Below are 14,178 nucleotides of genomic sequence, written 5' to 3'. Positions count from 1 at the left end.
CGCGCCTGCGGCGCGCTGCCGGGCCCAACATGTTTGACGGCATCTCTGATGCAGGCAAACAGGGCGGGAGTATCGGTTGCATTTCTTTGGCTGGCCTCAGAGGCCTGCAAATAGCTGCGACAGGCGTGTCGTCTCTTCCTCGATGCCGAATGGTGCGTTCAGAATGAACATCCCTGACCCCACCATCCGATGCCCCTCGCGCACCGGTGGGAACGTCACCTCATGGCAAATGGCCTTGGGGAAGTTTTGCGCTTTTAGCGTCGCGATCATCCGGGCGTGGCGTTTGTCCTTCAGAACCGGGTACCACAGCGCGATCACCCCGACATTCCATTTCCGGTGCAGTTTGGCAATCGCTGCGGGCAGTCGATCGTAGTCGGTCTTCACCTCATAGCTTGGGTCAATCAGCAATAGCCCCCGGCGCGGCGTCGGAGGCAGCAGGGATTGCACCAGTTCAAACCCGTCCTGCCGATACACCTTCGCCCCGAACGGCGACATAGCCAAAGACAGCGCGGCATGTTCCTGGGGGTGCAGCTCGGCAAAATGCAGACTGTCCTGATCCCTCAACAGATGTGCTGCAATCATCGGCGACCCCGGATAGGCCGCGTCGCCGTGCCGGGCCCGTATGTTTTCCAGAACCCGCGCCATCGGATGTCCGGGGCCGAACCACCCTTCTCGTTTCGCGCGCTCGATTCCCGCCGCCGCCTCGCCCGTCCTCATGGATTCGTCCGCGTCCAACTGGTACAGCCCCCGCCCGGAATGCGTTTCGACATAGCTGAGCGGCTTGTCCTTCTGCGTCAAATAATTCAGCACCCAGGCCAGCAATGCGTGCTTTTGGACATCAGCCAGATTCCCGGCGTGGTAAATATGTTGATAAGAGAGCATTATGCCTTCTAAAGTCCCATTCAATAAGGCGGAAAGGTGCTGATTGTCGCGGAATCAGCCCTTTTACCGGGCGTGATGGCACCCTATAAGTCATCCGTCCCGGAACCGTCGAGTCGCGGGCAGTAGAAAAACCGACATACAGGATCAGGGGAAACATGGGGATCTTTGGCAATCTGGGCGGCCTGTTCACAGCGGACATGGCCATCGACCTTGGAACGGCGAACACGCTGGTTTACGTCAAGGGGCGCGGTGTCATCCTGTCTGAGCCTTCGGTCGTAGCCTATCACGTCAAGGACGGCGTGAAGAAAGTTCTGGCCGTCGGCGAAGATGCCAAGCTGATGCTGGGCCGGACGCCCGGTTCGATCGAAGCCATCCGCCCCATGCGTGAAGGCGTGATCGCCGACTTCGACACCGCCGAGGAAATGATCAAGCACTTCATTCGCAAGGTGCACAAACGTTCGACCTTTTCGAAACCCAAGATCATCGTCTGCGTACCTCACGGTGCGACCCCAGTCGAAAAACGCGCAATCCGTCAGTCGGTTTTGTCCGCAGGCGCGCGCCGCGCGGGCCTGATCGCGGAACCGATCGCCGCCGCCATCGGCGCGGGCATGCCGATCACCGACCCGACCGGCAACATGGTCGTCGACATCGGCGGTGGTACGACCGAAGTGGCCGTTCTGTCGCTGGGCGACATCGTCTATGCCCGCTCGGTCCGCGTGGGTGGCGACCGCATGGACGAAGCCATCATTTCGTACCTGCGCCGTCAGCAGAACCTGCTGGTCGGTGAATCCACTGCCGAACGCATCAAGACGACGATCGGCACGGCGCGGATGCCTGATGATGGCCGCGGCCAGTCGATGCATATCCGGGGTCGTGACCTGTTGAACGGCGTACCCAAGGAAATCGAGATCAGCCAGGCCCAGGTCGCCGAGGCGCTGTCGGAACCCGTCCAGCAGATCTGCGAAGCGGTGATGACCGCGCTGGAGACCACTCCGCCCGATCTGGCCGCCGATATCGTGGATCGCGGCGTCATGCTGACAGGCGGTGGTGCATTGCTGGGTGATCTGGATCTGGCCCTGCGCGAACAGACCGGCCTGGCCGTGTCCATCGCGGACGAAAGCCTGAATTGTGTGGCTTTGGGCACCGGCAAGGCGCTAGAATACGAAAAACAGCTGCGCCACGCGATTGACTACGAAAGCTGAGGCGCGCACCTTTTAGGGGCAGTCTGAATTCGGCACGAGCAGCACGGGAAGGTAACCTGTGGCAAAAGACCGATCACAGCGCGATGACTACACGACCCCTCTGCGCCGCTTGTTGCTGGGGATCGTCATCCTGTGCTTGCTGGGTATCTTTCTGGTCTGGCGGATCGACAGCCCGCGCGTCGAGCGGTTCCGCGCGCAGGTGGTGGACGCGGTCGTACCGTCGATGGATTGGGCCATGGTGCCCGTGACCGCCGCTGTGAACCTTGTGCGCGATTTCCAAAGCTACCAGCGTCTGAGCGAGCAGAACCGCGAGCTGCGCAGCGAACTGCGCCTGATGCGTGCCTGGAAAGAGGCCGCACTGCAATTGGAGCAGGAAAATGCGCGGCTGCTGGATCTGAACAATGTCCGCCTCGACCCGCGCCTGACATACATCACGGGTGTTGTGATGGCCGACAGCGGATCACCCTTTCGGCAGTCCGTCCTGTTGAATGTGGGGGAACGCGACGGGATCGTTGATGGCTGGGCCACGATGGATGGAATCGGGCTGGTTGGCCGAATTTCCGGCGTCGGGCCAGACACGGCTCGGGTGATCCTGGTGACGGATGCCACCAGCGCCATTCCGGCAACGATTCAGCCTTCTGGCCAGACCGCGTTGATCAAAGGAGACAATACTCCGGCCCCAGTGGTCGAGTTTCTTGAAAACCGAGAGCTGGTCCGCCCCGGTGATCGGGTGATCACATCCGGCGACGGTGGCGTTTTTCCGGCAGGCCTTTTGATCGGCCAGATCGCCGCAGATCCGGGCGGCCGCCTGCGCGTTCGCCTTTCAGCAGATTTTGAACGGCTCGAGTTTCTTCGTGTTCTGCGCTTCCATTCGCCCCCGCCGATTCAGGATCCGGGTGGGATCGTCGGGCCAACTCGGCCCGAAACTGCGCTTGTGCCAGATGAGGTCAGCGATGGATAGGCCCGCCTCATACAACTGGGCCATGCGCGGCCTTTACGTTGCGCTGGCCTTTGTCGTTCTGTTTCTGCATTTGCTGCCGCTTGATGCGCAACCGGATCGCTGGCCTTTTCCTGATGTATTGATTGCGCTGACCTTTGCCTGGGTATTGCGGCGCCCGGATTATGTGCCCACGCTGCTGGTCGCGTTTGTCATGCTGATGGCGGATCTGTTGCTGCAACGCCCGCCCGGCCTTCTGGCTGCGCTGGTGGTGTTTGGCACAGCCTATCTGCGCTCTGCCGCTCCGGGTATGAAGGACACTGGGTTTGTCGGAGAATGGATGTCTGTCGGTGTGGTGATTGCCATGGTCTTTTTGACGAACAGAGTCGTTTTGTCGATCTTGTCTGTGCAGCAGGCCGCTTTGTGGCCAGTCGTTATGCAACTTGTGCTGACAATCGCCTTCTACCCGTTCATCGTGCTGTTGAGCCAAAGCGTATTTGGCGTCCACCGCCTGTCTGCTGCGGATGCCGGAGCCGTAGGGGGCGGAGCATGAAACAACGCAAACCCAAGTCGCAGGGCCTTGCCTATAAACGCCTGCCACGCCGAGCGCTGCTGCTGGGCGGTTTGCAGGCGGCTTTTATCGGCGGGTTGGCCGCACGGATGCGTTTCATGCAGGTGGATCAGGCCGACGAATACCGCCTGCTGGCGGAAGAAAACCGCATCAACATTCGACTCATCCCGCCAACCCGTGGACGTATCTATGACCGCAATGGTCAAGTCATCGGTCAGAACTCACCATCCTATCGCATCGTCATCGTGCGTGAAGACGCAGGTGACGTCGACAAGGTGATTGCCAAATTGTCGGAACTCATCCCGCTGAACGATGATGAGATCGAACGCGCCCGGACCGAAATGCGCCGATCAGCCCCGTTCCTACCGGTCACTCTGGCGGATCAGGTCACTTGGGAAGACATCTCGAAAGTCGCAGTCAATGCCCCGGCCCTTCCGGGTGTGACGCCCGAAGTGGGCCTGACACGGCAATACCCACGCTATGAGGATTTCGCCCATATCGTCGGCTATGTCGGCCCGGTCAGCGACTACGATCTCAGCAAGCTCGAAGACCCCGAGCCGGTTTTGCGAATTCCCAGGTTTCAGATTGGCAAGGTCGGGTTGGAAGCCAAGCAGGAAACAGCCCTGCGTGGCAAAGCCGGTGCAAAGCGTGTCGAAGTCAATGCCACAGGGCGGGTCATGCGCGAGCTGGACCGGCAGGAAGGTCAGCCGGGTGCGGACTTGCAATTGGCGATCGACGCCGACCTGCAACAATATGCGCAAGCGCGGCTGGCAGGAGAAAGCGCGGCGGCAATTGTTCTGGATTGCGAAACCGGGGACCTGCGCGCTGTCAGCTCTGCACCCAGTTTTGATCCAAATCTGTTTGTGCGCGGTATCTCGGTCGCGGATTATCGGGCATTGACGGGGGACAAGTACCGCCCTCTGGCCAACAAGTCCGTGCAAGGCACTTATCCTCCGGGGTCGACGTTCAAGATGGTCACTGCATTGGCCGCGCTGGAGGCCGGCGTGATAGGCCCTGGAAACACAGTGTATTGCCCCGGGCACCTTAAGGTCGGCAGCCGCAGGTTCCACTGCTGGAAGCGCGGCGGGCATGGCACGGTCGATCTGAACCTGTCGCTGAAACGCAGCTGCGACGTCTATTACTACGACGTGGCTTTGCGGGTCGGGATCGACAAGATATCCGAAATGGCTCGTACTTTGGGCCTGGGCGTCAAACACGATATTCCGATGTCGGCGGTCGCCGCTGGACTTGCCCCCAATCAGGAATGGAAGCAGCGGACACACGGTCAGGATTGGCTGGTGGGCGACACGGCCAACGCGTCCATCGGGCAAGGGTTCATGCTGGCATCACCGCTTCAACTGGCCGTCATGACGGCTCGTATCGCCACCGGCCGATCGGTGACACCGCGCCTTGTACGTTCGATCGACGGTGTCGAACAGCCTTCGGGCGCAGGGGAACCGCTGGACATCAACGCCTACAATCTGGAACAGGTGCGCAAGGCCATGTACTCGGTCTCGAACGATCGGCGTGGGACGGCCTATCGCAGCCGCATCATCGCGGACGAGTTCCGCATGGCCGGCAAAACCGGCACCAGTCAGGTCCGCAACATCACCAAGGCCGAACGTGCCGCCGGCGTGATCCGCAACGAAGACCTGCCATGGGAGCGTCGCGACCACGCCTTGTTCGTCTGCTTCGCGCCCTATGACAATCCGAAATACGCGGTTGCCGTGGTCGTTGAACATGGCGGCGGCGGGTCCAAGGCGGCGGCACCGGTGGCCCGCGATATCATGCTTCAGGCGCTCTACAACGGTACCCCGCCGCTTGAGGCATATCCGGTTGCCGACCGCGAGCGGATCAAGGAACAGCAAAAACGGCTCGAGGGCGACCGTCGCCCCAAAGCGCGTCCCGACGGAAAGGACCGCGCATGAGCTATCTTGAATATGCCGTGAAATCCACGCCGTCGGGGTTTCGGAAATTCCTGTACATGAACTGGCCGCTGACCCTGTTGCTGATCAGCACGGCCAGCGCAGGGTTCCTGATGCTGTATTCGGTTGCAGGCGGGTCGTGGACACCCTGGGCAGAACCACAGATGGAGCGGTTCGGGCTTGGCCTGATCGCGATGTTCATCATTGCTTTGGTTCCGATCTGGTTCTGGCGCAACATGTCCGTGCTGGCCTATCTCGGGTCGGTCGCGTTGCTGGTATTCGTGGAGTTGTTCGGCACCATCGGCATGGGCGCGCAGCGTTGGATCGACCTTGGGTTCATGCGCCTGCAACCCTCAGAAGTCATGAAGGTGGCCCTGGTCATGGTTCTGGCGGCGTATTACGACTGGCTGCCATCGCACAAGACGTCGCGCCCTCTTTGGGTCTTTGTTCCCGTGGCCCTGATTGTCCTGCCAACCCTGCTGGTTCTGAAACAGCCGGATCTCGGCACGTCGATCCTGCTGTTGGCTGCCGGTGGCGGGCTGATGTTTCTTGCGGGTGTCCACTGGGCCTACTTTGCAGCCGTCATTGCCGCCGTCGTGGGCCTGATCGCCGCCGTGTTCAACAGTCGCGGGACCGAATGGCAGTTGCTCAAGGATTATCAGTTCCGCCGGATCGACACGTTTCTTGACCCCTCTACCGATCCTTTGGGTGCCGGGTATCACATCACGCAATCCAAGATCGCCCTTGGTTCCGGGGGCTGGAACGGGCGCGGTTTCATGCAGGGTACGCAATCCCGGCTGAACTTCCTGCCCGAGAAACACACCGATTTCATCTTCACCACCCTCGCAGAGGAATTCGGATTCGTCGGTGGCATCACGCTCTTGATTCTCTATGCCCTGATCCTTGTGTTCTGCATGGCGACCGCACTGGCCACCAAGGATCGGTTCTCGTCACTGGTTACTCTGGGCATCGCGCTGAACTTCTTCTTGTTCTTTGCCGTCAACATGTCGATGGTGATGGGCATGGCACCGGTTGTGGGCGTCCCACTGCCAATGGTCAGCTATGGCGGATCGGCCATGCTGGTGCTGATGGCCGCGTTCGGCATCGTCCAAAGCGCTCATATCCATCGTCCCCGCTGATCCGAAAGGCCCCCGATGCCCGTAAACGTACTGTTTTCCGCGCGCCCTGCCCTGTGGCCCGTGTATGAACCGCTGCTCACTCGATACCTTGCGGAGGCCGGCGTTGAGGCGCGGCTCAGTACGGAATTTGACCCGGATCAGGTCGATTACGTTGTCTACGCTCCGAATGGCGGGTTACTGGATTTTTCGCCCTTTACACGCCTGAAGGCGGTTCTGAGCCTCTGGGCCGGGGTTGAAAAGATTGCGGACAATGACACGCTGACCGTCCCCTTGGCGCGAATGGTGGATCACGGGCTGACGCAAGGTATGACCGAATGGGTGGTGGGCCATGTGCTGCGCTATCATCTGGGAATGGATCGCCACATCACCATCCAGGATGGCGTCTGGGCCCCGGATGCCCCACCTTTGGCGCAAGAGCGCAAAGTGTGCATTCTGGGCCTCGGCGCGTTGGGCGAAGCCGCGGCCCGCACCCTGGCCTCGCTGAATTTCACGGTCACAGGCTGGAGCCGCACCGCCAAGGACATCCCCGGCGTAACCTGCCTGCATGGTCCTGACGGTCTGCGTGACGCGCTTTCCCGGGCCGAGATACTGGTTCTGCTGCTGCCTGACACCGCTGCCACCGAAAACGCGTTGAATGCTGAAACGCTGGCCCTGCTGCCCAAGGGCGCGCGGATCATCAACCCGGGTCGCGGACCCCTGATCGATGACGATGCGCTGCTGGATGCCTTGAACGCGGGTCAGGTCGGTCACGCGACGCTGGATGTGTTCCGGGTCGAGCCCCTGCCCCCCGATCATCCGTATTGGGCACATCCGAACGTGACGGTGACCCCTCATATCGCGTCCGAGACCCGCCCGGTCACAGCCGCGCAGGTCATTTGCGAAAACATCCGGCGTGGCGAAGCCGGAGAGCCCTTCGTGCACCTGGTGGATCGCGCTTTGGGCTACTGATTTCAGGCCGCGATCAGACCGCGGCCTTTCAACAGGGCGTCAACCCCCGGCAATCTTCCCCGGAACGCCAGATACAGGTCTTCTGCCTCGCGCGAACCGCCAGTGGACAGGATGTTGTCCTCCAACGCTTTGGCGCGTTCGGGGTCAAAGGCACCTCCCGCCTCTTCAAAGGCGGCAAAGGCGTCGGCATCCATCACTTCGGACCACATATAGCTGTAGTACCCCGAGCTGTAGCCATCGCCTGCAAAGACATGCGCGAAATGCGGAGTAGCGTGGCGCATTCCAATGGCTTTCGGCATCCCCAACCTGGCCAAAACTTCTGACTGTTTCGCCATCGGATCTGCCGGTGCCTCGCCATCGTGCAAGGCCAGATCAACAAGGGCCGAGGCGACATATTCCACCGTCTGGAATCCCTGATCGAAATTGGCCGCCTTCAGCACCTTTTGCAGCATTTCCTGCGGCATCGGCTCGCCCGTTTCCGCATGGGTCGCAAACTCGGCAAGAACCTCGGGCACTTCCAACCAGTGTTCGTAAAGCTGGCTGGGCAATTCTACGAAATCGCGCGCCACGGACGTGCCCGAGATGCTTTCATATGTCACGTTGGACAGCATCTGGTGCAGGGCATGGCCGAATTCATGAAACAGGGTCCGCGCGTCATCATAGGACAGCAAGGCGGGATCCCCTTTGGCAAAGTTGCAGACATTGATGACAACCGGTGTCTGCTTCTTCGGGAATTTGGCCTGCGCCCTCATCGCGCTGCACCAGGCGCCTGACCGCTTGGACCCTCGTGCAAAGTAGTCTCCGATAAATACGGCAATATGCTGCCCGTCGCGGGTAACGTCCCAAGCCCGGCAATCCGGGTGATAGAGGGGTACGTCCAACGGTTTGAAATCCAGCCCGAAAAGCCGGTTGGCGCAGGCAAACGAAGCCTCGATCATACGATCCAGTTGCAGATAGGGTTTCAACGCAGCCTCATCCAAATCGTGTTCCGCCTTGCGCCGCTTTTCAGCATAGTACCGCCAATCCCAAGCTTCCAGCGGGCCGTTGATGCCGTCTTCCTGCATCATCTGCGTCAGAACATCCGCGTCGGCGTCTGCGCGGGACTTGGCCGGTTCCCAAACCTGCATCAACAGTTCACGCACCCGATCCGGCGTGCGCGCCATCTCGGTTTCCAGCTTGTAGTCGGCGAACGTGTCATAGCCCAGAAGCTTGGCACGTTCTTGGCGTAAGGCCAGAATCTCGGCCGCGATGTCTCGGTTGTCTGTCTCGCCCCCATTGGCGCCGCGTGCGGCCCAGGCGCGATAGGCTTTTTCACGCAGGTCCCGGCGCGGCGAGAATTGCAGAAACGGCACGATCAGCGACCGTGACAAGGTGACCACCGGCCCCTTGGCTTTCTTCTCCTGCCCCGCGGCACGCGCCGCGTCCACGACGAAATCCGGCAGGCCGTTCAGATCCCCTTCGGTCAGATCCATGTACCAGTCCCGCTCATCCGCCAGCAGGTTCTGGGTAAACGAGGTGCCCAGCGACGCAAGGCGCGACTTGATCTCTTGCATACGGGTGTCTTCGTCCCCTACCAAAGCCGCACCGGCACGCACAAAGCCCCGGTGGGTCAGCATCAGCACACGCGCCTGTTCCTCGGTCAGGTCAAGATCATCGCGCCGTGCCCATAGGTCGGCCACACGCTTGAACAGCGACTTGTTGGAAGAAATGCCCGAAAAATGCGTCGAAAGCTTGGGGGAAAACGCGCGTTGCAGTTCTTCCCGCTTGGGATTGCTGTCCGCGCCCGCAATCGTGAAGAAGACCGACAGAACCTTGTCCAGTTGCCCGCCCGCAGCCTCGAGCGCCTCGATCGTGTTGGCGAATGTGGGGGTATCCGGATTTGCCGCTATCGCGTCAATTTCGGCGTTATGCTCTTTCATCGCCTGCTCCAGTGCCGGCGAGAAATCATCATCCGAGATATCGGAAAAAGGGGCGATTTCAAACGGTGTGGTCCAGTTGGACAGGATCGGGTTGGTCATGCGGATCTCCTTTGATCCCATAGCTATGTCGCCACGGCCGGGTGTTCCAGAACACCCAACCCATGTGAAGAAAGGTTAATCGTTTCTCATGCCACAAACAGGGCAATCGCCCCGGCGGGTCAGAACAATCTTGCGGCTTTCACCGTACAGCGCGTCATAGATCAGCATCTCGCCGCGCAGCGCCATGCCGGCGCCCGTTATCACCTTGATCGCCTCGACCGCCATCATTGATCCGACGACGCCCGGCAGCGGGCCGATCACACCGGCCTCGGAACAGGACGGGGCCAAACCGGGGGCCGGGGCCTCTGGGAAGATGCACTGATAGCAGGGGCTGCCATTGGTGGGGTCAAACACACTCAGTTGACCTTCCCACTGCGACAAAGCCCCCGAAATCAGCGGTTTGCCCAGCGCGACAGCGGTTCGGTTTGCCAGATACCGGGTCTCAAAATTGTCGGTTCCGTCAAGAATCAGATCGAAGTCTGCAAACAGGTCAGTGGCGATTTCCTCGCTCAAGCGGCGGTGATAGGGCATAACAACGACGTTCGGGTTTTGCGCCTCCATCGCCTGCTGGGCCGAAAAGACCTTGGGTATTCCAATATCCGCGTCGCGGTGAATGATCTGTCGTTGCAGGTTGGCATTCTCGACGACGTCATCGTCGATGATCCCGATCGTGCCGACACCCGCAGCCGCCAGATATTGCAGCGCAGGTGCGCCCAGACCACCTGCGCCGATCACCAGCACGCGGGCTTTCTTAAGTTTTTTCTGACCGGGCCCACCCAGTTCGCGCAACACGATATGGCGGGCATAGCGGTCCAGCTCGGCCTCGGTAAATCGGTCCGAGGGCATGTCGGGCTCCGGTTCCGAAGTTGAAACTGCGCGGTTGCGTAAGGCTTTGAGTATTCTGCCATACAGCAAAGCCAGCGCCGCGAAACCCACGAGGATCAGCCAAAGCGCCGCAGACCCACCCGTTGCTTCGCGAAGAGGGTGCCCATCCGGCAAGATCAGATGGGACAGTATGACGCCGGCCAACAACACACTCACGGAAACCACCCGCGCTTTTTGGGACGTGCCGGCGAAATAACCGACGCCCCAAAGCCCCGCAGCCAGGATGAAAACCAACAGCATCAGCCGCGCCCGGTCGAGCCGAAACCGCCAGCCCCGCGATCGGTTTCGCCCAGCGCCTGAGCCAGTTCAAACCTGGCCTGCACCACCGGCGCGACCACAAGCTGCGCGATACGATCTCCGTGGGCGATCTCGAACCGTTCCTGGCCCGCATTCATCACGATCACGCCCAAGGGCCCACGATAGTCGCTGTCGATGGTGCCCGGCGTGTTGGGCAGTGTAATCCCATGTTTCAACGCAAGGCCCGAGCGGGGCCGAACCTGCACCTCATACCCTTGCGGGATTTCAATGCGCAGGCCGGTCGGCACCAGCGCCCGCTGACCGGGGTCCAGCGTAATCGGCGCGCCGTCGGGCAGATTGGCACGCACGTCCGCGCCGGCCGCCCCCGAGGTTTCGTAAGAGGGAAGCGCCACGGCGGGGTCTGCCCCGTCTTCGCGGATCACCCGGATTGCAACCATGCCCTTGCCTTTCCTTCAGCCTGCCAACGCGTCCGCGATTTTCGCCGCCAGACGCCGGGCAACTTCGTCTTTCCCCATACGGGGCCATTCCTCGGCCCCGTTGTCCGAAATCAGGATGACCGCATTCTCTGACCCGCCCATAATGCCTGTTGCAGGGCTGACATCGTTGGCGACGATCCAGTCACAGCCTTTGCGCAGACGCTTGGCCGTGGCGTGTTCAATCACATTGTCCGTCTCGGCCGCAAAGCCGACAACCAATGGCGGACGGTTCGCGCCCATCCCGGAAACACGTTTCAGAATGTCCGGGTTTTCGGTGAATTCCAGTACCGGCAGGCCATCGCGGCTTTTCTTCAGCTTCTTGTCCGACGCGCTGGCGACACGCCAGTCCGCGACCGCAGCCGCGAATATTCCGGCATCGACGGGCAGAGCTGCATCAACCGCATCAGACATCTGTTGCGCGGTTTCGACAGGTACGACCCGCACACCCGCCGGGGGCGGCACGTCTGCCGGGCCAGTCACAAAGGTCACCTCGGCCCCCAATTCCGCCAGCGCCCGGGCTACGGCGGCACCTTGGGCCCCGGACGAGCGGTTGGCTATATACCGGACCGGATCTATCGGCTCATGCGTCGGGCCGGATGTCACCAGCACCCGCTTGCCCGTCAAAGGCCCCGCAGACAACCGAGCCTCAATCGCCGTGACAATTTCCAGCGGCTCGGACATGCGCCCCGGGCCGTATTCGCCACAGGCCATGTCGCCTTCGTTCGGGCCCACAAAGCGCACGCCATCCGCTTGCAGCTGCTTCAGGTTTCGCTGTGTTGCCGGGTGGGTCCACATCCGCACATTCATCGCGGGCGCACACAGAACGGGTGTGTCCGTGGCCATCAGAAGGGTCGAGGCCAGATCGTTGGCCAACCCTGCGGCCATCTTGCCCATCAGATCCGCCGTTGCGGGGGCCACGACGATCAGATCCGCAGAGCGGGACAGTTGAATATGCCCCATCTCGGCCTCATCGGTGAGATCAAACAGATCGCGATAGCCTTTTTCACCTGCCAGAGCCGATACGGACAGCGGCGTCACAAACTCTTCCGCAGCGCGCGTCAATACAGGGGTTACGTCCGCGCCACGCTCGCGCAACCTGCGGATCAGGTCCAGCGATTTGTAGGCCGCGATTCCGCCACCGATAATCAGCAGAATGCGTTTGGATGACAGCATGTTCAGCCCTTCCCGTCCCGGTCGGCCCCGACATTAGGCAAGGCCCGCAGGTAGTTCCAGCGATTAATTCTGAACCTGAAATGCCGCACAGGGGTCTTCGCGCTCGGCCGTGGGGCTATCAATCACGATATCGAATTCTCCGTCGATCGCTCCATCCTCGGATTGTCCGACGGCCACGACTTTCCAACCTGGTCTGAGGCGCGCAAGATAGGTCGGTATGCCCCGATCCTTTCGCGCGTGACCATTTCCAGTAATCACGGCAACCGGACCCCCGGTTTCGTCCATCGCACGGACCACGGCACGGGCCAGCACAGCATCGCGCAATCGTTGAATCGCTACCATCTGGGGCAACATTTCAGCCGGAAGCGCATCGCAATGCGCCGCCAACTGGTCGGCTTCGCGCGCGGCCTGTTCTTCGGGCGATAGAGGCACCGTCAGACCATAACGCGCCGCGTCTGCCCCCAACGCCGTGGCAGCACCACGTTCCATCGCGGCACGCGCGGCAGCTCGCGGAACCATAGCCCCGTAAACCGGCGCGCCTGACGCCTCGAACACCGGATAATACATGCTGAGCGGCGGCCAGCCACTTTCAGCCCATTTCAGAATGTGGCTCAGTTCTTCCGGGTTTGACACAGCTTTCTGAGCGAGTCTCTGCGCGCCCTCTTCCGTGACCATTTCCCAGACGACGGCCGAAGGTGAAACAGCTTCAAGCGCCTCGGCCTGCACCAAATGATGCGTCGGGTTGTCGTGAACTTCCCCCAATATCAAGACATCGGCGTCCCGCATCGCGGACATGGCATCAGCGGGAACAAGTCTATCTGCCAGCCCCGGTCGCGCTGCCGCAACCGTAAGACCCAGAACAAACGCAAGAATCGCAAACTGTTTCATGCGATGAAGTGTTGCACCTCGCGCGACTGGGCTTCAAGGTTCTTGCGCATTTTCGCAAAGGCTGAGGCCTCAAGCTGTCGTACACGTTCTTTTGACAGACCCAGCTCGGTTCCCAGGCTTTCCAGGGTTCGCGCAGGGTCTCGCAGCTTGCGCTCGCGCACAATGAAACGCTCGCGATCATTCAAGGCATTCATCGCCGTCAACAGCCACTTGCGCAGTTGTTCGGTATCATGGCTGTGTTCAACTGCTTCGGCTGCCTGCTCGCGGTCATCTTCCAGGGCATCGATCCACTCGCGCCCATCTTCATCAGCGGATTGCACCGCATTCAGCGAAAAATCAGAGCCGGACAGACGACCTTCCATCATCTCGACGTCGCGCAGCGGCACACCGATTTCCGTGGCGATCATCTGGTGTAACTGATGACGGTCCAGTTCCTGCCCTTCGGTGGCGGCTTCCCGTTCCAGCCGGGCCTGAACGCGACGCATGTTGAAAAACAGCGATTTTTGAGATGAGGTTGACCCGGTCCGAACCATGGACCAGTTCCGCATCACATAGTCCTGAATGCTTGCCTTGATCCACCATACGGCATAGGTCGAAAACCGCACGCCGCGATCTGGGTCGAACTTGTCTGCGGCCTTCATCAGGCCAAGGCCTGCTTCCTGAATGAGATCATTCATCGGCGCGCCATAGCGCTTGAACTTGGCCGCCATCGAAATCGCCAGACGCATATAGGCGGTGATCAGACGGTGCAACGCCTGTTCATCACGCTCATCACGCCATGCATAAGCCAGTTTCAGTTCGGTTTCCGCATCCAGCAGCTCGGCCTTCATTGCTTGCCGGGACATCGAAAAGTCCGTCGCATTATCCAGTGCCATA

Annotated in this window: 13 protein-coding genes; 6 read left to right on the top strand and 7 right to left on the bottom strand. The window is 60.6% G+C overall.

Annotated elements, in window-relative coordinates; all coding sequences use genetic code 11:
* Window positions 1–96: 96 nt before the first annotated feature.
* On the bottom strand, window positions 97–882 hold the full coding sequence (locus ACR0I0_RS14280) for a 23S rRNA (adenine(2030)-N(6))-methyltransferase RlmJ (protein WP_209834617.1): 786 nt from the start codon (window positions 880–882) through the stop codon (window positions 97–99).
* Between the two features lie 155 nt (window positions 883–1,037).
* Between ACR0I0_RS14280 and ACR0I0_RS14275 the strand changes: the two genes are divergently transcribed.
* The 6 genes from ACR0I0_RS14275 to ACR0I0_RS14250 are packed head-to-tail and all read left to right on the top strand — an operon-like array spanning window position 1,038 to window position 7,604.
* Window positions 1,038–2,084 (top strand): rod shape-determining protein, encoded by a 1,047-nt coding sequence (locus ACR0I0_RS14275; protein WP_039523195.1) that lies wholly within the window; start codon window positions 1,038–1,040, stop codon window positions 2,082–2,084.
* A gap of 58 nt (window positions 2,085–2,142) precedes the next feature.
* Window positions 2,143–3,045 carry a rod shape-determining protein MreC gene (gene mreC, locus ACR0I0_RS14270; protein WP_170346418.1) on the top strand — a complete coding sequence of 301 codons (903 nt, stop codon included), beginning with the start codon at window positions 2,143–2,145 and terminating at the stop codon, window positions 3,043–3,045.
* Complete coding sequence (locus ACR0I0_RS14265; protein ID WP_171634834.1) at window positions 3,038–3,574, top strand: rod shape-determining protein MreD; 537 nt, start codon at window positions 3,038–3,040, stop codon at window positions 3,572–3,574. Before mreC ends, ACR0I0_RS14265 begins: the two co-directional genes overlap by 8 nt.
* Window positions 3,571–5,520: a penicillin-binding protein 2 gene (mrdA, locus tag ACR0I0_RS14260; protein WP_480491942.1), complete on the top strand. Its 1,950-nt coding sequence runs from the start codon at window positions 3,571–3,573 to the stop codon at window positions 5,518–5,520. The genes ACR0I0_RS14265 and mrdA overlap by 4 nt, the downstream gene beginning before the upstream one ends.
* On the top strand, window positions 5,517–6,656 hold the full coding sequence (gene rodA, locus ACR0I0_RS14255; RefSeq protein WP_171634836.1) for a rod shape-determining protein RodA: 1,140 nt from the start codon (window positions 5,517–5,519) through the stop codon (window positions 6,654–6,656). Before mrdA ends, rodA begins: the two co-directional genes overlap by 4 nt.
* Window positions 6,657–6,671: 15 nt before the next feature.
* A complete protein-coding gene (locus tag ACR0I0_RS14250; protein ID WP_480491940.1) occupies window positions 6,672–7,604 on the top strand; it encodes a 2-hydroxyacid dehydrogenase in 933 nt (310 codons plus the stop codon).
* Window positions 7,605–7,606: 2 nt separating this feature from the next.
* On the opposite strand, the gene ACR0I0_RS14245 is transcribed toward ACR0I0_RS14250, so the two are convergent.
* From ACR0I0_RS14245 to ACR0I0_RS14220, 6 genes are all read right to left on the bottom strand, one after another.
* On the bottom strand, window positions 7,607–9,622 hold the full coding sequence (locus ACR0I0_RS14245; protein ID WP_480491938.1) for a M3 family metallopeptidase: 2,016 nt from the start codon (window positions 9,620–9,622) through the stop codon (window positions 7,607–7,609).
* Between the two features lie 75 nt (window positions 9,623–9,697).
* Window positions 9,698–10,747: a HesA/MoeB/ThiF family protein gene (locus ACR0I0_RS14240; RefSeq protein ID WP_480491937.1), complete on the bottom strand. Its 1,050-nt coding sequence runs from the start codon at window positions 10,745–10,747 to the stop codon at window positions 9,698–9,700.
* Complete coding sequence (dut, locus tag ACR0I0_RS14235; RefSeq protein WP_152456882.1) at window positions 10,747–11,202, bottom strand: dUTP diphosphatase; 456 nt, start codon at window positions 11,200–11,202, stop codon at window positions 10,747–10,749. The genes ACR0I0_RS14240 and dut overlap by 1 nt, the downstream gene beginning before the upstream one ends.
* Window positions 11,203–11,217: 15 nt before the next feature.
* Window positions 11,218–12,414, bottom strand: coding sequence for a bifunctional phosphopantothenoylcysteine decarboxylase/phosphopantothenate--cysteine ligase CoaBC (coaBC, locus tag ACR0I0_RS14230; protein WP_480491935.1), 1,197 nt, complete (start codon window positions 12,412–12,414; stop codon window positions 11,218–11,220).
* Window positions 12,415–12,477: 63 nt separating this feature from the next.
* Window positions 12,478–13,302 (bottom strand): ChaN family lipoprotein, encoded by an 825-nt coding sequence (locus ACR0I0_RS14225; protein WP_480491933.1) that lies wholly within the window; start codon window positions 13,300–13,302, stop codon window positions 12,478–12,480.
* Complete coding sequence (locus ACR0I0_RS14220) at window positions 13,299–14,177, bottom strand: RNA polymerase factor sigma-32 (protein ID WP_480491931.1); 879 nt, start codon at window positions 14,175–14,177, stop codon at window positions 13,299–13,301. Before ACR0I0_RS14220 ends, ACR0I0_RS14225 begins: the two co-directional genes overlap by 4 nt.
* Between the last annotated feature and the right edge of the window lies 1 nt (window position 14,178).

Source organism: Ruegeria sp. AG6, from assembly GCF_056541565.1.
The sequence above is the reverse complement of the archived record's forward strand: the minus strand, read 5'-3'. Positions and strand labels throughout refer to the sequence as shown.